General features: G+C 71.7%; 12 protein-coding genes and 1 tRNA gene. 7 read left to right on the top strand and 6 right to left on the bottom strand.

Going from position 1 to position 19,329, the window contains the following annotated elements:
- Positions 1 to 69: 69 nt before the first annotated feature.
- The 3 genes from glmU to ACZ5VC_RS20365 all read right to left on the bottom strand — a co-directional run bounded on the left by glmU (position 70) and on the right by ACZ5VC_RS20365 (position 2,579).
- The gene (gene glmU, locus ACZ5VC_RS20375; RefSeq protein ID WP_469121422.1) at positions 70 to 1,518 is read right to left on the bottom strand and encodes a bifunctional UDP-N-acetylglucosamine diphosphorylase/glucosamine-1-phosphate N-acetyltransferase GlmU; all 1,449 of its coding nucleotides are present in this window, start codon (positions 1,516 to 1,518) and stop codon (positions 70 to 72) included.
- Between the two features lie 114 nt (positions 1,519 to 1,632).
- A tRNA-Gln gene (locus ACZ5VC_RS20370) sits at positions 1,633 to 1,703 on the bottom strand.
- A gap of 6 nt (positions 1,704 to 1,709) precedes the next feature.
- On the bottom strand, positions 1,710 to 2,579 hold the full coding sequence (locus tag ACZ5VC_RS20365; protein ID WP_469121421.1) for a hypothetical protein: 870 nt from the start codon (positions 2,577 to 2,579) through the stop codon (positions 1,710 to 1,712).
- 164 nt (positions 2,580 to 2,743) lie between these two features.
- Between ACZ5VC_RS20365 and ACZ5VC_RS20360 the strand changes: the two genes are divergently transcribed.
- Complete coding sequence (locus ACZ5VC_RS20360) at positions 2,744 to 4,054, top strand: sensor histidine kinase (protein WP_469121420.1); 1,311 nt, start codon at positions 2,744 to 2,746, stop codon at positions 4,052 to 4,054.
- A gap of 15 nt (positions 4,055 to 4,069) precedes the next feature.
- Here the strand turns inward: ACZ5VC_RS20360 and ACZ5VC_RS20355 are convergent, their stop codons facing one another.
- A complete protein-coding gene (locus ACZ5VC_RS20355) occupies positions 4,070 to 4,561 on the bottom strand; it encodes an SUKH-3 domain-containing protein (RefSeq protein WP_469121419.1) in 492 nt (163 codons plus the stop codon).
- A 9-nt stretch (positions 4,562 to 4,570) separates the two neighbouring features.
- A complete protein-coding gene (locus ACZ5VC_RS20350; protein WP_469121418.1) occupies positions 4,571 to 5,107 on the bottom strand; it encodes a YwqJ-related putative deaminase in 537 nt (178 codons plus the stop codon).
- Between the two features lie 239 nt (positions 5,108 to 5,346).
- On the opposite strand from ACZ5VC_RS20350, the gene ACZ5VC_RS20345 reads away from it, so the two are divergent.
- The 3 genes from ACZ5VC_RS20345 to ACZ5VC_RS20335 all read left to right on the top strand — a co-directional run bounded on the left by ACZ5VC_RS20345 (position 5,347) and on the right by ACZ5VC_RS20335 (position 10,082).
- Positions 5,347 to 6,342: an SMI1/KNR4 family protein gene (locus tag ACZ5VC_RS20345; protein WP_469121417.1), complete on the top strand. Its 996-nt coding sequence runs from the start codon at positions 5,347 to 5,349 to the stop codon at positions 6,340 to 6,342.
- Between the two features lie 7 nt (positions 6,343 to 6,349).
- Complete coding sequence (locus tag ACZ5VC_RS20340) at positions 6,350 to 8,998, top strand: SUKH-4 family immunity protein (protein ID WP_469121416.1); 2,649 nt, start codon at positions 6,350 to 6,352, stop codon at positions 8,996 to 8,998.
- Between the two features lie 190 nt (positions 8,999 to 9,188).
- Entirely contained in the window at positions 9,189 to 10,082 is an 894-nt protein-coding gene (locus ACZ5VC_RS20335) for a DivIVA domain-containing protein (RefSeq protein WP_469121415.1), read from the top strand.
- 302 nt (positions 10,083 to 10,384) lie between these two features.
- Here the strand turns inward: ACZ5VC_RS20335 and ACZ5VC_RS20330 are convergent, their stop codons facing one another.
- A complete protein-coding gene (locus ACZ5VC_RS20330; RefSeq protein WP_469121414.1) occupies positions 10,385 to 11,929 on the bottom strand; it encodes an MFS transporter in 1,545 nt (514 codons plus the stop codon).
- 286 nt (positions 11,930 to 12,215) lie between these two features.
- Here ACZ5VC_RS20330 and ACZ5VC_RS20325 point away from each other — a divergent pair, with 286 nt between their 5' ends.
- The 3 genes from ACZ5VC_RS20325 to mfd all read left to right on the top strand — a co-directional run bounded on the left by ACZ5VC_RS20325 (position 12,216) and on the right by mfd (position 19,303).
- The gene (locus tag ACZ5VC_RS20325; RefSeq protein WP_469121413.1) at positions 12,216 to 13,004 is read left to right on the top strand and encodes an ABC transporter ATP-binding protein; all 789 of its coding nucleotides are present in this window, start codon (positions 12,216 to 12,218) and stop codon (positions 13,002 to 13,004) included.
- The gene (locus ACZ5VC_RS20320; protein WP_469121412.1) at positions 13,001 to 15,574 is read left to right on the top strand and encodes an ABC transporter permease; all 2,574 of its coding nucleotides are present in this window, start codon (positions 13,001 to 13,003) and stop codon (positions 15,572 to 15,574) included. The genes ACZ5VC_RS20325 and ACZ5VC_RS20320 overlap by 4 nt, the downstream gene beginning before the upstream one ends.
- Positions 15,575 to 15,772: 198 nt before the next feature.
- Positions 15,773 to 19,303 (top strand): transcription-repair coupling factor, encoded by a 3,531-nt coding sequence (gene mfd, locus ACZ5VC_RS20315; protein WP_469121411.1) that lies wholly within the window; start codon positions 15,773 to 15,775, stop codon positions 19,301 to 19,303.
- The last annotated feature ends 26 nt before the right edge of the window (positions 19,304 to 19,329 follow it).

Below are 19,329 nucleotides of genomic sequence, written 5' to 3'. Positions count from 1 at the left end.
TCGAGCGCGAGCCAGCCGAATTTATGTGCACGTATCACGGTACGCCGAGTTCGACGCACCGGTTTCCGGTCAGCTTTCGCCGTCGGCCACTTCAGCAGCCGTCTGAGCGGCCTGCGCAGCTGCGCTCCCCGGCCGCTTCCTGGCCACCCAGCCCTCGATATTCCGCTGCTGGCCCCGGGCCACAGCGAGCGAGCCGGGCGGCACATCCTTCGTGATCACCGAGCCCGCCGCGGTGTACGCCCCGTCCCCGATCGTGACAGGCGCCACAAACATGTTGTCCGAACCGGTGCGGCAGTGAGACCCGATGGTCGTGTGGTGCTTCGCCTCACCGTCGTAGTTCACGAACACGCTCGCAGCGCCGATGTTCGTGTACTCGCCGATCGTCGCGTCACCGACGTACGACAGATGCGGCACCTTCGTGCCCTCACCGATCGTCGCGTTCTTCATCTCCACATACGCGCCGGCCTTTGACTTCACACCCAGCTTCGTACCGGGACGCAGATAGGCGAACGGGCCCACCTGCGCGTCCGGACCGATCTCCACCGAGTCCGCCACCGTGTTGTCCACCCGCGCACCCCGGCCCACGGCCGTGTCCCGCAGCCGCGAATTCGGGCCCACCTCGGCGTCCTCCGCGATGTGCGTCGACCCAAGCAACTGCGTACCCGGATGAACCACCGCGTCCGCCTCGAACGTCACCGTCACATCCACCAGCACCGACGCCGGGTCCACGATCGTCACACCGGCCGTCATCGCCCGCTCCAGCAGCCGCGCGTTCAACAGCCCGCGCGCCTCCGCCAGCTGAACACGGTTGTTGATCCCCAGGATCTCCCGGTGATCGGCGGCGACCGACGCACCCACCCGGTGCCCCGCCTCACGCAGGATGCCGAGAACGTCCGTCAGGTACTCCTCACCCTGACTGTTGTCCGTGCGCACCTTGCCCAGCGCGTCCGCGAGCAGCAACCCGTCGAACGCGAACACACCCGAGTTGATCTCACTGATCGCCCGCTGCGCCTCGGTGGCGTCCTTGTGCTCCACGATCGCGGTGACCGCGCCGGAGTCGCTGTCACGGACGATCCGCCCGTACCCGGTCGAGTCCGGGACCTCGGCGGTCAGGACGGTGACGGCGTTCCCGTCGGCGGCGTGCGTCGCGGCGAGAGCCTTCAGCGTGTCGCCGGAGAGGAGGGGAGTGTCGCCACACACGACGACGACGGTCCCCTCGGGGGCCTGCCCCAGCTCTTCGAGGGCCATGCGCACGGCGTGACCGGTGCCGTTCTGCTCGTGCTGGACGGCGGTGCGGGTGCCGGAGTAGAAGGAGTCGAGGTGCCCCTTCACCTGCTCACGGGCGTGCCCGACGACCACGACGAGATGCTCGGGATCCAGCTCACGAGCGGCGGAGACGACGTGCCCCACGAGCGAGCGCCCGCAGATCTCGTGCAGGACCTTGGGGGTCTTCGACTTCATGCGGGTGCCCTCACCCGCTGCGAGGACGACGACGGCTGCCGGGCGATTGGCGCTCACGGGAATGCCCTTCGGCTTCGGGTGGTGGACACCCGCAGGATACCGGGGCGTTTCCGGGGGGAAACGAGCGCGGGTCCTGACCGTGGAGGTCAGGACCCGAGCTGAGCACGTGCGCTCCCGGGGGAGGACTCGAACCCCCATGATCAGAACCAAAATCTGACGTCTTGCCCTTAGACGACCCGGGATTGCCGCTATGTCCGATTCTCTCGATCGGTCACGCGGGCAGCCCCTACTATGCCGCACCACCAACCTTCGATGCGACGGTAGAGGTCCGCGCTTTGTCGCACTTGGATCACGAGGCAGCCGCGGTAGCCGTCGCCGACGTTCTTGCGGACGGTTGTCGGATTGTGTCGCTTGAGCGTTGTCTTACCGAACTGCGAGGCGTCCGCCTGAACGAGCTCGGTCCAGAAGCGTTCGGCGCCTGACACGTCGGCGTTCTCATGGATCATCACGTGATACTTGAGCCGTTCCCGGCGGACCCCTACGAGGTCGAGCCAGGCGAGGAACGTCTGGATCATCCCCGGATCGCTGTTCACGAAGGTCACCCGTTCGCGGCGTGCATGGGGCTTGTCTTTCGTTCCCTCCGCCCAGTAGAGCCCGACCCCCAGCAGGAAGAGTTCGCGTTCGGTCATTTCGCCGATCTTGGCCGCCGCGTCGAGCTTGGTCTGTTGGCGTTCCCCGTCCCGGCGCCGCAGCGTCTCCTCCCAGCCGCGCCTGGCGATCGCCGATGCCTCCTCGCGGGTCCTCGGCGGCGGCTTCGGCAGGTCCCTCACCCACAGTGAGATCGAGCTCTTCGAGCAGCCCAGCTCGATCTGGATCTGGTCGTACGTCATTCCCTGGCGCCGGAGCTCCCGCGCCTTCTCCCGGAGGTCGTCCCTCGCGTTCGGGCGCTTGGTCCACTCCGGGGCGGGCTCGCCCTTCACCAGGCGGCCCAGGATGTCGTTGTTGTCGATGTGGAGGCGATCGCGGATCTGGCGAAGGCTGAGGCCCTCCCGGCGGAGGGCCACCGCCTGCTCGCGTAAGCCCTCGAAGTCCGCGTACTTGCCCGTGGCAGATGTCATACGCACAGGCTCGTCCGGAATGCGTATGTCTGGCTCGAAAGCCCAGGCGATTCCGTAGTTCGGGGGATCAGCGCCCGTTCCGGCTGCGAAGCCCCCCGATCCGTGCTGCCGGACTCCTCGGAGACGCCGGAAAATCGCTCGCGGCCGCCCGTAGGCTGGGAGGCATGACCACAACGGGGGCTAACCAGGACGCGGCGGGCACGGCCCCCCGTGGCTGGTGGTGGGAGCGGCGGCGGAGCGCCGTGTTGGACGTGGGGCTCGGGCTGCTGTCCGCGGTGGAGTGCGCGTTGCAGGGGGTCGGCTTCGCGGGGCACTCGGGGTTGCCGGTGCCCGTGGGGGTGTTCTTCGGGTTTCTCGCCGGGGCCGTACTGGTGCTGCGGCGGCGGTGGCCGATTGTCGTCGTGCTGGTGTCGATCGCCATCACGCCGGCCGAGATGGGCTACCTGATGGGCGTCGTCGGGCTCTATACGCTCGCCGCCTCGGAGGTGCCGCGGCGGATCATCGCGGCGTTGGCGGGGATGTCGCTGGTCGCGGTGCTGATCGTGACGTTCGTGCGGTTGCGGCAGGATGTCGCGGCGGCGGATTTCGAGCCGGGCAGCTGGTACGTCCCGCTGGTGTCGGTCTTCATGTCTCTGGGCCTGAACGCTCCGCCGGTGCTTTTCGGGCTGTATATAGGGGCGCGGCGGCGGCTGATGGAGAGTCTGCGGGAGCGTGCGGACAGTCTTGAGCAGGAGCTGTCGCTGCTGGCGGACCGGGCGGAGCAGCGGGCGCAGTGGGCGCGGCAGGAGGAGCGGACGCGGATCGCGCGGGAGATGCATGACGTGGTCGCGCACCGGGTGAGTCTGATGGTGGTGCATGCGGCGGCGTTGCAGGCGGTGGCGTTGAAGGATCCGCAGAAGGCGGTGAGGAACGCGGCGCTGGTCGGTGACATGGGCCGGCAGGCGTTGACGGAGTTGCGGGAGATGCTGGGCGTGTTGCGGGAGGACGCGCCGGCTCCGGTGCCGGCTCCGGTTCCGCTGGCGGCGGTGGGTCTGGCGGCGGCCGCGGCGGCGCAGGGGGCGCTGGCAGCGGCGGAGGACGGTCCGTGTCTGGCCGAGGTCGAGGAGCTGGTGGAGCAGTCGCGGCAGGCGGGGACGGTGGTGGAGCTGGTGGTGGTCGGTGTGGCACGGGTGTATGCGCCGGAGGTGGAGCAGACGGCGTACCGGGTTGTGCAGGAGGCGTTGACGAACGTCCACAAGCATGCGGCGGGGGCGAAGGTGGTTGTCCGGCTGGCGCACCGGGAGGCGGAGGTGGCCATGCAGGTGGAGAACGGTCCGTCGGACGCGGGGGTGGCGGACGCGGGTCTGCCCAGTGGCGGTAACGGTCTGGTGGGGATGCGGGAGCGGGTGACGGCCTTGGGTGGTGTGTTCGTGTCGGGGCCGACGGACGTGGGCGGTTTCCGGGTGTCGGCGGTGTTGCCGGCCCGGGGGGTGTGAGCGGGTCCTGTGGTGTCAGGGTGAGGTCAGCCGGGTGGGCTGGGCTCCGGTGATCAGGGTGGACAGGGCGGCGTCGATGTCGTTGCCGACGTACCAGTCGCCGGTGTGGTCGAGGCTGTAGACGCGGCCTTGTTGGTCGATCGCGAGGACGGCCTGGTGGTCGCCTTCTTCTCCGAGGGGGGCGATGTCGGTGTCCAGGGCGCGGCCGAGGTCGGCGAGGGTACGGGCGAGGTGGAGTCCGGCGAGCGGGTCGAAGTGGACGGTGGCGGGGGCTATCTGCCGGCCGGGACCGGGGGCGGTGATGCGGAGGCTGCCGAATTCGGCCCAGGCTTCGACGGCGGCGGGGAAGACGCTGTGGCGGTGGCCGGCGGGTGTGAGGTGGGCGCGGAGGGTGTCGGCCCAGTGTTCGGCCTGTTTGATGTCCCAGCGGCCGGGGTGCCAGCCCGCTTCGCGCAGGGCGGCGTCGACGGCGACGGGGAAGCGGGTGGTGCTGAGGTGGTCGGGCATGGGGCGCGGTCAGCCGTTCTGGGCGGTCGGGTCGACGGGGCGCACGCCGAAGTGGGCGAGCATCGCCGTGCAGGAGCGGCAGGGGGCGGCGTAGCTGCCGTGGAGGGGGTCGCCGTCCTCGCGGATGCGGCGGGCGGTGAGTTTGGCGTGTTTGAGGGAGCGGCGGGCTTCGCCGGGGGTGAGGGGTTTGCGCTGGGCGCGTTTGCTGCGGCCGGTCTCGGTGGCGGCGAGGTGCCGGGAGAGCAGGATCGCTTCGGGGCAGCGTCCGGTGAAGCGTTCGCGCTGGCCGCTGGTGAGGGTGTCGAGGAAGTCCTGTACGAGGGGGTGCAGGGCGGGGGGCTGGTCGCCGCGGCCGGCGGTGCAGGTGAGGGTTTCGCCGCGTACGGAGAGTGCTGCTCCGACGGTGGGCAGGATGCCGTCGCGGCGTTGACGCAGTAAGGGGGCGCGGGTGGGTTCGGCGCTGCTCCAGTTGAGGCGTGGGTCGCCTGCGGCGTTGGCTCCCGCGGTGCCGCCGGTGGTCGTACCACCGGTCTGTGCTGCGTACATGGTGCTGTCGTCCCCTCTTGCGCAATCCCCCGAGTTGCGGGACCAGCCTGCCAAACGGGGTGCCCGGTGGGGAAGCGGGGGCGCTGAAACGTGTCGAGGGTGTGTCATGGGGGCGGCTGACGGTCACACGATTGTGACGGTTGGTCACGGTGGAGATGGTCCGGGTGGCCCTGTTGCGGCAGCGCATAGGCTGTGCGGAACCAGCCAGACGCAGCAGGACGCAGCAGGGGGCATCCGCCATGACAACAGGTCGGCTCGGGCACGAGGCCGCGCCACCGAACGCGGCCTACGCCGGGCAGGTCGTCAACTTCCCGGACCCGGTCAGGGCCTCCCGGCATCCCCGAGGGGTGCGGGTGGACGAGGACGGCTTTCCGGACTTCTCGCCGTACGCGCGTGCGGCGGCGGAGATCGCCGAGCCTCCGGAGGGCTTCGGCGTGGACGAGCTGCGGTTGACGGATTATGTGTCGGCGAACGCGGCGCTGGCCGCTGCCGGGCATGAGCTGTGGGACACGATTCCGCCGGTGGCGACGCCGCACGGCTGGACCTGGCATCACGTGGCCGGTTCGCGCCGTATGGAGTTGGTGCCGGTCGAGGTGAAGGCGCTGCTTCGGCATCACGCGGGAGTGGCGACGTCCGCCGTGGACCAGAACAAGCGGGGGACGCGGCCGTTGCAGGAGACGCGGCCGGCGCACTTCGGGCTGCCGAAGGGGTCGGTGTCGGTGACGGAGCAGCAGCTGCTGGGGGTGGAGGAGGATCTGGGGTATCGCCTGCCGGGTGCGTACCGCTCCTTCCTGAAGGCGGCGGGCGGGTGCGCTCCGGTGGGCGCGGCGCTGGACGCGGAGCTGGGGCTGTTGGTGGATCAGCCGTTCTTCACGGTGCGTGAGGAGGCGGCCGTCAATGACCTGGTGTACGTCAACAAGTGTCTGCGGGACCATCTGACGAAGGACTATCTGGGCGTGGGCTTCGTCCAGGGTGGGATCGTCGCGGTGAAGGTGCGGGGCGGTTCGGACGTGGGGTCGGTGTGGTTCTGCCCGTACGACGACGCGCGGGACCGGGACGGCTGGTCGGTGCAGGAGCGGGTGGAGCGGCTGCTGTTGCCGTGTGGTGAGGATTTCGACGCGTTCTTGGAGCGGCTGGCGGGTAATCCGCCGGAGCTGGAGACGGTGGCGAATCTGATGGTGGACGGCGGCTTCGCGCGTGCGGTCCCGGTGTCGGACGAATCGGACGAGGGGTGACGGTCGAATGGTGACCTTCGCGCAGGCGCAGGAGCGCGCGGAAGAGTGGGTCAACGGCGACGTTCCCGCGTATCAGCATCGTGAGGTGCGGGTGCGGGAGTTCGACCTGGGGTTCGTGGTGTGGGCGGAGGACCGTGATGGGGGCACCTCCCAGGCCGAAGGCCTGGGGGGAGGGCCGACGTCGGACGGGGGCCGGCAACGGCTGGTGATCGCCCGGGACAGTGGTGAGGCGACGCTGTGGCCGGGGTTGCCGGTGGGTGAGGTGATCCGCCGGTACGAGGAGGAGTACGGGGTGCCGCAGGAGGTGCCGGAGCCGGCGGCGGCGCCCGCGCGGGTGGATCTGAACCAGACGTCGTTCTTGCTGAGTCCGCCGGAGTGGTTGCAGGACGCGGCGGACAGGCTGGGGATTCCGGACGGGCGGGGGTCGGAGTCGCCGGCCGGTTCGTCTTCGGGTTCGTCCGCGGGCGTGCCTGTGGCCGGGTCCGCGGGGTTCTCGGGGTCCGCGGGGCCCTCCACGGGTATGCCCCCGGGTTCGTCTTCCGGCTCGGGTGTGGACGTGGCCGGCGCGAACGCGTCGCAGGCGGGCGGCAGTTCGTCCGCCGGGGCCGCGCCCTGGGAGGCCGGTTCCTCGGCGGGGACGTCGTGGCCGAGCGCCGGAGGCCAGGACGACTACGAGCCGACGGCGTCGGAGGGTGTCGCCTCCGGCGCGCCGTGGGCCGATGTGAACGCCGGTGACGACAGTGGTTCCGTTCCTCTGCCGGCGACGGTGTTCGCGCCGCCGCTCGCCGGGGCGGACGACGACGACACGCCCCCGCCGGTGGTGGGCGCGGACGCGCCGACGGCGCTGATGTCGGGCGGCAGTCAGCTTCCCCGTACGACGGTGGCCCCGGCGATGGACGTCGCGGCGGCCGTGGCGGGAAGCCCGCCGTTCCCGCAGGGCGCGCCCGCGGGCCAGGGTGCGGCGGTGCCCGGCGCCCCTGTGGGCTCCGGCGCTCCTGGTGCGCCTCACGGCCCGGGGGCTCCTGCGGCTCCCGGCAGCCCTGGTGTGCCCCATGTACCTGGCGCCCCTGCGGCCCCCGGGGCTCCCGGCGGCGCCGGTGACATCGCCGATGCCGCCACCAGTAAGGCCGCCCTTCCGCCCCGTGCTTCGCGGGGCAGCGGGGTCGGGGCCACTCCGCCTCCTCCCGGGGCGCCGGGAACGCCCGGTGCCGGACCCGCGGCGCCCGGCGCGCCGGCCGGCGGGTACGTGCCGACGCAGATGGTGGCGCAGCTGGGCCCGGACGGCCCGCAGCCGCCGGGAACGCCGACTCCGCCGCCCGGTGGGGGCGTTCACCACGCGGCGACGATGCTCGCGAGCCCGAGCGCGATGGGTGCCGGTCCCGCCACCCCGCCGCCACCCGCGCCCCCTGGTGCGCCCGGTGCCCCCGGTGCTCCTGGTGTTCCTGGTGGGGGCGCCCACCATGCCGCGACGATGCTCGCGAGCCCGAGCGCGATGGGCGCCGGTCCCGCCACCCCGCCGCCGGCTCCGCCCGCCGCGCCGGGTGTGCCCGGTGGCGGTGTGCACCACGCGGCGACGATGCTGGCCCAGCCCGGCCAGGTCGGCCCGCCGCAGCCGCCGCCCGGTGCGCCGGGCCCCATGCCGGGTCCGCCGCCCGCGTACGGCTATCCGCAGCAGCCGACCGGTCAGCCGACCGTCGGCCCCGGCTACCAGGCCGTGCTGCGCTACCGCGCGCCCGACGGTTCCGAGGCCCAGATCATCCGTCGCTCGGCGCCCGGCACTCCGCATCCGGAGTGGCAGATCCTGCATGAGCTGCGCGCCATGAACGTGCCGCCGCAGCAGGTGCTCGAGCTGCACACCGAGCTGGAGTCGTGCGAGCTGCCCGGTGGGTACTGTGCGCGGATGATCCGCGAGACATGGCCGCAGGCGCGGATCACGAATATCGCCCCGTACGGCAGGGACCACGCGGGCCGTCAGCAGGGCATGGCCCAACTCCTCACCCATCAGGGCGAGTTGCACCAGGTCGCGGACGGTCCCGCGCGGCCGGCGCCGATGCGGGCGCCGCTGCCGCACGTGCAGCCGCTGCCGCCGATTCCCCCGGAGGGGATCGCGCAGGAGCTGGCGGGCGCGTTCGGGCCGGGGATCTGCCGGTTCGACCAGCGGGCGGTGTCCCGTCAGGGGGTGCCGGAGCTGGTGGCGCTCACGCTCGTCTGGGCGGGACTGCCGGCCGACTTCGGTCCGTTCTTCTGGGCGCAGCCCGCGCAGCCGGTCGTGCCGACGCTCGCCGAGCTGGCGGCGCAGCGCCAGGTGCAGCCCGCGAGCGACGCGGGCTCGTACCTTGTCGTCGGTTCGGACTTCGGACGGGCTATCTGCGTCCAGTACGGCACCGCGCACATCGTCGCCGTGCCGGTGGAGGCGGGGCCCGGCGGCCGGCCGGTCGCGCCGCAGTTCGTGAACAGCGGACTGCCGGAGTTCACCCGCAGCCTCGCGCTGCTCGGCCGGATGTGGCGGCTGCGCTTCGGGCTCAACCCGGAGCAGGCGGGGCGCTGGACGGTCGACTTCCAGGCGCAGCTGGCGATGCTCGATCCGGCGGCGCTGTCGTCGCCGGAGAGCTGGTGGTCCGTACTCCTCGAGCAGATGTGGGACGGACTGCTCTGACCGGCCCCTTCACCGGCCCCTTCGCGTGAGGGGCGGGAGCCCGAACGCCCGAACGGCGGCGCCCGGCCTGGATCTCAGGCCGGGCGCCGCCGTTTCGGTGGGTGGGTGACGCATCCTTGACCGGAGAATGCGGGCGGAGTGCCGCGTATGGGGCGCTTGCGCTCGATCCGTCAGGAGAGGAGCGTCCGGAATGAGTTCAGGAGCACCACCGCACGGGTTCGACGTCGTGCGGGGCCGCGGCTACCGCGCCGAAGAGGTCGACCGCTTCCTCGCCCGTGTCTCCGCCGAGCGCGACGGCGCCTGGGAGCGCGCGGCGCGCCTGACCGTCCTGGCGAAGCAGATGGCGGGGGAGGCGGAGCGGCTGCGGGAGGTGGTCGGGGCGCTGGTCCCGCAGCGGTACGAGAGCCTCGGCAGCCGCGCCCAGCAGATCCTGCTGCTCGGCGAGACCGAGGCGGATGCGCTGCGGGTCACCGCGACGGAGGAGGCGCACGCGCTGCGGGACGCGGCCGAGGCGGCGGCGCGCCGGAGCCGGGAGGACGCGCGGGACCACGCGGAGACGGTCGGCGCGCGGGCCGAGGAGGAGGCGCGCCGGATCCTGCTGGAGGCTCGGGGGGAGGCGGACGCGGCGCGGGCGGCGGCGCGGGCGGAGGCGGAGGAGATCCGCGGGGAGGCGCTGGCCGTACTGGAGGACACCCGGCGCCGCACCGAGGCGCTGCTCGCCGCGCAGCGCAAGGAGCACGGGGAGCGGGTGGAGGACGTGGAGCACGAACTCGCCGAGCGCGGGGCGGCGATGGATGCCCGGCACGCGGAGCTCATCGCCCGCGCGGAGTCCGCGCTGGCGGAGGCGCAGCGGGACTTCGCCGAGCAGGAGGAGAGCGCCCGGCACGGCCAGGAGGACGCGGAGGCGCGGGCGGAGGAACTGCTGGCGGCGGCGCGGGCGCGGGAGGAACGGACCGAGCGGGAGACGGAGCGTCTGCTGCGTGAGCACGACGGACTGCGCGAGGAGGTCCGGGCGCACATGGACCACGTCCGAGGCAGCCTCGCGGCCCTGACGGGCCGTGCCCCGGCGGACGGTTCCTCCTGAGCCCCGGCGGTCCTTCACACCCGCGGGCCCGGCTGCCGGCCGGAGTCGGCGCGCGAGCCTGTCGCCGCCGGTGGGCGGGCCTGGTGCGGGCCCGGGTCTGCTTTCGCCTGGCGTGCGGGGCCTCAGGGCGTTCGCGGAGGAGTCCGGTGCGGTGCCTGCTCGGCCTGTGCGCGCCGCGCGCTACGGCCGGGTGCGGCCGGACGGAGCCGCCCGACGTCAGCCGGCCCCCGCCGCCGGCGCCGCCGGGGCGACCGAGGCCAGGGGCGCAGGGCCCGGTGCCGGCTCTCTTACCGCCGCCCGCGCTACTCCCTCTCGTCCTTGAGGACCGGAAAGCGTCGCGGTGCCAAGGTCAGGAGGGCGAGCAGGGCGAGGGCCGCCGCTGTGGCCGCGCCCACGTAGACGTAGTCGACGGCCGCGTCGACCGCGCGGCGGAGGTGGTCGGCGGCCGAGACCGTGAGGGAGTCGGGGTCGTCCAGGGCATGGGCCAGGGAGTCGAGGTCGCCGCTGCCGCCGAGGCGGGCGGCCAGTACGCCGTTGGCGATGGCGCCGAAGAGGGCGGCTCCGACGCTCTGGCCGACCTGGCGGCAGAAGAGGACGGACGCGGTGGTGGTGCCGCGCTCGGCCCAGGGGACGGTCGACTGGACGCCGACGATCAGGGGGAGCTGGAAGAGTCCGAGGGCCGCGCCGAGGAGCAGCATGAGCAGGGCGGGCTGCCACGGTTCGCCGGGGAAGGGCAGCAGGGGGAAGGCGAGCAGGATCAGCAGGGCGAGGGTGATGCCGATGACCGCGGTGAGCCGGAAGCCGATGCGGCTGTAGACACGGTTGGAGAAGGCCGCGCTGACCGGCCAGCTGAGGGTCATCGCGGAGAGGACGAAGCCGGCGGCGATCGGGCCGAGGCCGAGGACCGCCTGGGCGTAGGTGGGGAGGAAGACGGTCGGCGCGACCATGAGGAGACCGAGCGCGCCGAGCGCGAGGTTGACGGCCGCGATGGTCCGGCGGCGCCAGATCCAGCCGGGGATGATCGGTTCGGCGGCCCTGCGTTCGATGAGGTAGGTGGCCCCGGCGAGGAGGGCGCTGCCTCCGAACAGGCCCAGTGAGGGCGCCGACAGCCAGGGCCAGGCGACCCCGCCCTGGACGAGGGCGGTCAGCAGCAGGGCGCCGGTGGCGAAGATGGCGAGCGCGCCGAGCCAGTCCACGGCGGGCCGTCCCGCCTCCGCGCGGCCGTCGCTCTTCTCCTCCCGGGCCCGTGAGGGCTCCTTCAGGTGGCGGGCGATCAGCCACAGGGCGACCAGCCCCACCGGGAGGTTGATGAGGAAGATCCAGCGCCAGTCCGCGTAGCCCGCGAGGAGTCCGCCGGCCGCCGGGCCCGCGACCGAGGCGGTGGCCCAGACCGAGGACAGCTTCGCCTGGATCTTCGGGCGCTCCTTGAGCGGGTAGAGGTCGGCGGCGATCGTCTGCACCGTGCCCTGGAGCGCGCCGCCGCCGAGGCCCTGGACGATGCGGAAGGCGATGAGGGACGCCATGTTCCACGCGGCGGCGCACAGGAGTGAGCCGACCAGGAAGAGGATGATCCCCGCGATCAGGACCGGCTTGCGGCCGAAGGTGTCGGACAGCTTCCCGTACACGGGCAGGGTGACGGTGACCGCGAGCAGATAGCCGGAGAACAGCCAGGAGAAGACGGCGAGCCCGCCGAGGTCCCCGACGATCTGGGGTACGGCGGTGGAGACGATGGTGCCGTCGAGCGCGGCGAGTGCCATGCCGAGCATCAGCGCCGCGACGACCGGTCCGCGTCCCCGCCGGGTGGTGGCCGGCGCCGCGGCGCCGGTTGTCGCTCCGACTTCGGCCACCAGGATTCCTTTCCCTATGCATGTATCTCGTCCGGACACCTTCTCACTTGAACCTCACGCGGCGGGAGGGGGCAGGCTCACCGTTGTGCGGGTCACCCCGGAGGCGGAGACCCCTAGGGGGTCGTCCCTACTTCGGCCCAGGGAGCGGTCCTCCCGCTGGAGGAGGAGTTGGACGCGCCCGGTCCCTACCGTGGACGTACGGGCCCGAGCGGGGGGCTGGGCCCCGTGGATGCCGCTTCCCGACCGCTGGACGGCATCGCTCATTCACCGATGGAGGAGACATACCGTGACTTCGGCTGTAACCATTCCCAGGCACGGGGGCACTGGAGGGAGTACGGCCGTCGCCGCGCGGGCGCGGCAGGTCGTCAAGGCCTACGGATCCGGCGAGACCCGTGTCGTCGCCCTGGACCATGTCGATGTGGACATCGACCGCGGGCAGTTCACCGCGATCATGGGGCCCTCCGGGTCCGGCAAGTCGACCCTGATGCACTGCCTCGCCGGTCTGGACACCGTCACCAGCGGCCGGATCCACCTCGCCGACACCGAGATCACCGGTCTCAAGGACAAGAAGCTGACGCAGCTGCGGCGCGACCGCGTCGGCTTCATCTTCCAGGCGTTCAATCTGCTGCCCACGCTGAACGCCCTGGAGAACATCACGCTCCCGATGGACATCGCGGGCCGCAAGCCGGACGCGGCCTGGCTCAACCGTGTGGTGGAGACCGTCGGTCTCGCCGACCGGCTGAAGCACCGGCCGACGCAGCTGTCGGGCGGTCAGCAGCAGCGGGTCGCGGTGGCCCGGGCCCTCGCCGCCCGCCCCGAGATCATCTTCGGTGACGAGCCGACCGGAAACCTGGACTCGCGGGCCGGCGCCGAAGTCCTGGGGTTCCTGCGGCAGTCGGTGGACGAGCTGGGTCAGACCATCGTCATGGTCACCCATGACCCGGTGGCCGCCTCGTACGCGGACCGGGTGCTGTATCTCGCGGACGGCCGGATCGTCGACGAGATGTTCCGGCCGACCGCCGACGCCGTACTGGACCGGATGAAGGACTTCGACGCCCGGGGGCGGACGTCGTGACCGTATTCAAGGCCTCCGCGCGCAACTTCCTGGCCCACAAGGGCAGAATGGCGCTCTCGGCGGTGGCGGTGGTGCTGTCGGTGGCGTTCGTCAGCGGCACGCTCGTCTTCACCGACACGATGAACACCACGTTCGACAAGCTCTTCGCGGCGACGGCGTCCGATGTCACCGTCAGCCCCGCGTCCGCCGAGGCGGGCGAGGAGACCCCGCAGACCGGCCGCCCGGAGACGCTGCCCGCGTCGCTGGTGCGGACGGTGGAGAAGGCGGAGGGCGTCAAGGCCGCCGAGGGCGCGGTCGTCTCGCTGAGCGTGACCGTCGTCAACAGCGCCAACGAGAACATGGGCTCCAGCAATGGCGCGCCCACGATCGCCGGCAACTGGACCCGCAACGACCTGCGTTCCATGGAGATCACCTCGGGTCACGCCCCGCGCGGTCCCACCGAGGTGATGGTCGACGCCGACACCGCGGAGAAGCACGGACTGCGGCTGGGCGACGAGCTGCGCACCATCGCCGTCACCGGCGATCTCACCGCGAAGATCTCCGGCATCGCCACGTTCAAGGTCACCAACCCGGGCGCGGCGGTCGTCTACTTCGACACCGCGACCGCCCAGCGTGGACTTCTCGGCAAGGAGGGCGTGTTCACGCACATCTCGGTCGACGCGGCCGACGGCGTCAGCGACGAGCAGCTGAAGAGGAACGTGGCCTCCGCCCTCGGCGGCCCGTACAAGCTCCAGACCCAGCAGGAGGCCGCCGACGCGGGCCGTGAGGACGTCGGCTCGTTCCTCGACGTGATGAAGTACGCGATGCTCGGCTTCGCCGGGATCGCCTTCCTCGTCGGCATCTTCCTCATCGTCAACACCTTCTCGATGCTGGTGGCCCAGCGCACCCGCGAGATCGGTCTGATGCGTGCCATCGGATCGAGCCGCAAGCAGGTCAACCGCTCGGTGCTGGTCGAGGCGCTGCTGCTCGGCGTCGTCGGCTCGGTCGCCGGTGTCGGCGCCGGTGTCGGTCTCGCCGTCGGGCTGATGGAGCTCATGTCCACCATGGGCATGGAGCTGTCCACGCAGGACCTGACCGTGCGGTGGACCACCCCGGCCGTCGGGCTGACCCTCGGCATCGTGGTCACAGTCCTCGCCGCGTACATCCCGGCCCGCCGGGCCGGCAAGGTCTCCCCGATGGCCGCGCTGCGCGACGCCGGGACCCCGGCGGACGCCCGGGCGGGACTGGTACGGGGCGGGATCGGCCTGGTTCTCACCGGCGCCGGCGCCGCTGCCCTGTGGACCGCCACCCAGGCCGACAAGGCGAGCACCGGTTCGCTCTGGCTGGGCCTGGGCGTGGTCCTCTCCCTCATCGGCTTCATCGTCGTCGGACCGCTCCTGGCGGGCGGGGTCGTGCGGGTCATCAGCGCCCTGGTGCTGAGGATGTTCGGCCCGGTCGGACGGATGGCCGAGCGCAACGCGCTGCGCAACCCGCGCCGCACGGGAGCGACCGGCGCGGCCCTGATGATCGGCCTCGCGCTGGTGGCGTGCCTGTCGGTGGTGGGCTCGTCGATGGTCGCCTCGGCCACCGAGGAGCTCGACAAGTCGGTCGGCGCGGACTACATCATCCAGTCCGGCAACGGGCAGCCGATCATGCCGCAGGCGCAGGCGGCGCTGGAGAAGGTGCCGGGCATCGCCCATGTCACCGAGTACAAGTGGCTCGACGTCACGGTCACCGCTCCCGGCGGCACCCCGCAGAAGGACGGCCTCGTCGCCGCCGACCCGACCTACGCGCAGGATCTGCGCCGCGAGATGGTCGCCGGTGAGCTGCCGGCCGCGTACGGCGAGAACGCCATGTCCGTCGGCGACGACTACGCCGAGAAGCACGGCGTGAAGCTCGGCGACGAGCTCACCGTGGCCTTCAAGGGCGGCCGGACGGCGAAGCTGAAGGTCACGGCGATCACCTCGGACGAGGGCAATGTCGACAAGGGCGCGATGTACACCAACATCACGACCGCCGAGCGGTACCTCCCCGCCGACCGGATGCCGAAGAACATGATCATGTTCGCGTCGGCGGAGGACGGCAAGGAGAAGGAGGCGTACGCGGCCCTCAAGAAGTCGCTCGCCGCCTACCCCCAGTACAAGGTGCAGAACCAGGCCGACTTCAAGCAGGACCTGAAGGACCAGGTCGGCCAGCTCCTGAACATCGTCTACGGCCTGCTCGCGCTCGCGATCATCGTCGCCGTGCTCGGTGTGGTGAACACCCTCGCCCTGTCGGTGGTCGAGCGGACCCGCGAGATCGGCCTGATGCGGGCGATCGGCCTCTCGCGCCGCCAGCTGCGCCGCATGATCCGCCTGGAGTCGGTGGTCATCGCCCTCTTCGGAGCCCTGCTCGGCCTGGCCCTCGGCATGGGCTGGGGCACCTCCGCCCAGAAGCTCCTCGCCCTTGAGGGGCTGGGCGTCCTGGAGATCCCGTGGCCGACGATCCTCACGGTCTTCGTGGGCTCGGCGTTCGTCGGACTGATCGCGGCGCTGGTCCCGGCGTTCCGGGCGGGCCGGATGAACGTACTGAACGCCATCGCGGCCGAGTAGAGCCGTACGGGTACCGTAGGAACACGGCCCCGGTGAGCGTCCTCCATGCTCACCGGGGCCGTTTCCGGTGCCGGACGGGGCGACCGGGTTGACAGGGTGACGCACGAGGTCTGGGCGTAGTCTGGGAACCCCCGGCCCGTTCGACGTGTCGGGCGGTTCGCGTTGCCCGCCCCTCGGAATCCCGGATGGATGTCCTTCATGAGTCTGTACGGTCTGCTCGACGCCGTAGTACGTGATCCGGCGCTCACCGGGGCGGTGAAGGCCGCGGCCGACGGTCATCAGCACCATGTCGACCTGGTCGGCCCCCCGGCCGCCCGTCCCTTCGCCATCGCCGCGCTGGCCCGCGACTCCGGCCGGCCGGTGCTCGCCGTGACGGCCACCGGCCGGGAGGCCGAGGACCTGGCGGCGGCCCTGCGCAGCCTCCTCGACCCGGACACCGTCGTCGACTACCCCTCCTGGGAGACCCTGCCGCACGAGCGGCTCTCGCCGCGCTCCGACACCGTCGGCCGCCGCCTCGCGGTGCTGCGCCGGCTCGCGCACCCCTCGAAGGACGACCCGGCCACCGGCCCGGTGTCGGTGGTCGTGGCGCCCGTACGCTCCGTGCTCCAGCCGCAGGTCAAGGGCCTCGGTGACCTGGAACCCGTCGCCCTGCGCAGCGGCGAGAGCGCCGATCTGAACACGATCGTGGAGGGGCTCGCGGCGGCCGCGTACTCCCGGGTCGAGCTGGTCGAGAAGCGCGGCGAGTTCGCCGTGCGCGGCGGCATCCTCGATGTCTTCCCGGCGACCGAGGAACACCCGCTCCGGATCGAGTTCTGGGGCGACGACATCGAGGAGATCCGGTACTTCAAGGTCGCCGACCAGCGGTCCCTGGAGATCGCCGAGCACGGACTGTGGGCGCCTCCCTGCCGTGAGCTGCTGCTGACCGACCAGGTACGGGAGCGGGCGGCCGCTCTCGCCCAGCTCCACCCCGAGCTCGGCGAACTGCTCGGCAAGATCGCCGAGGGTATCGCCGTCGAGGGCATGGAATCGCTCGCGCCGGTGCTCGTCGACGACATGGAGCTGTTGCTCGATGTGATGCCGGCCGGGTCCATGGCCGTGGTCTGCGACCCGGAGCGGGTGCGGACCCGGGCGGCCGACCTGGTGGCGACGTCGCAGGAGTTCCTCCAGGCCTCGTGGGCGGCGACCGCCGGGGGCGGCGAGGCCCCCATCGACGTCGGCGCTGCGTCCCTGTGGGGCATCGCGGACGTCCGTGACCGGGCGCGCGAGCTGGGCATGATGTGGTGGTCGATCTCGCCCTTCGCGGCCGACGAGAGCCTCGACGACGCCACCGTGAAGCTCGGCATGCACGCCCCGGAGGCGTACCGGGGTGACACCGCGCGGGCCCTCGCCGACACCAAGGGCTGGCTCGCCGACGGCTGGCGCACGGTCTATGTGACCGAGGCGCACGGCCCGGCGGCCCGCACCGTCGAGGTCCTCGGCGGTGAGGGCATCGCCGCCCGCCTCGAGGCAGACCTCAGGGAGATCGTCCCGTCGGTCGTCCATGTCGCCTGCGGCTCGATCGATTACGGCTTCATCGACGCGGGCCTGAAGCTGGCCGTGCTGACCGAGACGGACCTGTCCGGACAGAAGGCCGCAGGCAAGGACGGCCAGCGGATGCCGACCCGGCGCCGCAAGACCATCGACCCGCTGACCCTGGAGGTCGGCGACTACATCGTCCACGAGCAGCACGGCGTCGGCCGGTACATCGAGATGGTGCAGCGCACGGTCCAGGGCGCGACCCGCGAGTATCTGCTGGTGGAGTACGCCCCCGCCAAGCGCGGCCAGCCCGGCGACCGGCTGTACATCCCCACCGACCAGTTGGAGCAGGTCACCAAGTACGTGGGCGGAGAGGCGCCGACCCTGCACCGGCTCGGCGGCGCCGACTGGACGAAGACGAAGGCGCGCGCGAAGAAGGCGGTCAAGGAGATCGCCGCGGACCTGATCAAGCTGTACTCGGCCCGTATGGCGGCGCCCGGCCACGCCTTCGGTCCCGACACCCCCTGGCAGCGCGAGCTGGAGGACGCCTTCCCGTACGTGGAGACCCCCGACCAGCTGTCCACCATCGCCGAGGTGAAGGAGGACATGGAGAAGACGGTCCCCATGGACCGGCTGATCTGCGGCGACGTGGGTTACGGCAAGACGGAGATCGCGGTCCGCGCCGCCTTCAAGGCGGTCCAGGACGGCAAGCAGGTCGCCGTCCTGGTGCCGACGACCCTGCTCGTGCAGCAGCACTTCGGCACGTTCTCGGAGCGGTACGCGCAGTTCCCGGTGAACGTCCGGGCACTCAGCCGCTTCCAGTCGGAGACCGAGTCGAAGGCGACGCTGGAGGGGCTGCGCGAGGGCTCCGTCGACATCGTCATCGGCACGCACCGGCTCTTCTCCTCCGAGACGAAGTTCAAGGACCTGGGCCTGGTCATCGTCGACGAGGAGCAGCGCTTCGGTGTGGAACACAAGGAGCAGCTGAAGAAGCTCCGCGCCAACGTCGACGTCCTGACGATGTCCGCGACGCCCATTCCCCGCACCCTGGAGATGGCGGTCACCGGCATCCGCGAGATGTCGACGATCACCACCCCGCCGGAGGAGCGCCACCCGGTGCTCACCTTCGTCGGCCCGTACGAGGAGAAGCAGATCGGCGCGGCGGTCCGCCGTGAACTGCTGCGCGAGGGCCAGGTCTTCTACATCCACAACCGCGTCGAGTCCATCGACCGGGCGGCGGCCCGGCTGCGGGACATCGTCCCCGAGGCGCGGATCCAGATCGCCCACGGTCAGATGGGGGAGGCGGCGCTGGAGCAGGTCGTCGTCGACTTCTGGGAGAAGAAGTTCGACGTGCTCGTCTCGACGACGATCGTCGAGTCCGGCATCGACATCTCCAACGCCAACACGCTCATCGTCGAACGCGGTGACAACTTCGGCCTGTCGCAGCTCCACCAGCTGCGCGGCCGCGTGGGCCGGGGGCGGGACCGCGGTTACGCGTACTTCCTCTATCCGCCGGAGAAGCCGCTGACCGAGACCGCGCACGAGCGGCTCGCCACGATCGCCCAGCACACCGAGATGGGCGCGGGCATGTACGTGGCGATGAAGGACCTGGAGATCCGGGGCGCGGGCAACCTGCTGGGCGGCGAACAGTCCGGCCACATCGCGGGCGTCGGCTTCGACCTGTACGTCCGCATGGTCGGCGAGGCGGTGGCGGACTACCGGGCTTCGCTGGAGGGCGGTGCCGAGGAGGAGCCGCCGCTGGAGGTCAAGATCGAGCTGCCGGTCGACGCGCACGTCCCGCACGACTACGCGCCGGGCGAGCGGCTGCGTCTGCAGGCGTACCGCGCGATCGCCTCCGCCAACTCCGAGGACGACATCAAGGCCGTCCGCGAGGAGCTCACCGACCGCTACGGCAAGCTGCCGGAGCCGGTCGAGAACCTGCTGCTCGTGGCGGGCCTGCGGATGCTGGCCCGGGCGTGCGGCGTCGGTGAGATCGTTCTGCAGGGGCCGAACATCCGCTTCGCGCCGGTGGAGTTGCGCGAGTCGCAGGAGCTGCGGCTGAAGCGGCTGTATCCGCGTACGGTCATCAAGCCGGCCGTCCACCAGATCCTGGTTCCGCGCCCGACGGCGGGGAAGATCGGCGGCAAGCCGGTGATCGGGCGTGAACTGCTGGCGTGGACGGGCGAGTTCCTGACGACGATCCTCGGGTCGTAGCACCGCACGCGCGGCACTCGCGCCCG

This window comes from Streptomyces sp. NPDC033174 (genome assembly GCF_055577795.1).
Note: the sequence above shows the minus strand (reverse complement) of the source record. Positions and strands in the feature narration are given on the sequence as shown.

Excerpts from the sequence above, each read along its gene's own strand:
- mfd (WP_469121411.1), top strand. The coding sequence starts at position 15,773 with ATGAGTCTGTACGGTCTGCTCGACGCCGTAGTACGTGATCCGGCGCTC.
- ACZ5VC_RS20360 (WP_469121420.1), top strand. The coding sequence starts at position 2,744 with ATGACCACAACGGGGGCTAACCAGGACGCGGCGGGCACGGCCCCCCGT.
- ACZ5VC_RS20350 (WP_469121418.1), bottom strand. The coding sequence starts at position 5,107 with ATGTACGCAGCACAGACCGGTGGTACGACCACCGGCGGCACCGCGGGA.
- ACZ5VC_RS20340 (WP_469121416.1), top strand. The coding sequence starts at position 6,350 with ATGGTGACCTTCGCGCAGGCGCAGGAGCGCGCGGAAGAGTGGGTCAAC.
- ACZ5VC_RS20365 (WP_469121421.1), bottom strand. The coding sequence starts at position 2,579 with ATGACATCTGCCACGGGCAAGTACGCGGACTTCGAGGGCTTACGCGAG.
- ACZ5VC_RS20345 (WP_469121417.1), top strand. The coding sequence starts at position 5,347 with ATGACAACAGGTCGGCTCGGGCACGAGGCCGCGCCACCGAACGCGGCC.
- ACZ5VC_RS20355 (WP_469121419.1), bottom strand. The coding sequence starts at position 4,561 with ATGCCCGACCACCTCAGCACCACCCGCTTCCCCGTCGCCGTCGACGCC.
- ACZ5VC_RS20335 (WP_469121415.1), top strand. The coding sequence starts at position 9,189 with ATGAGTTCAGGAGCACCACCGCACGGGTTCGACGTCGTGCGGGGCCGC.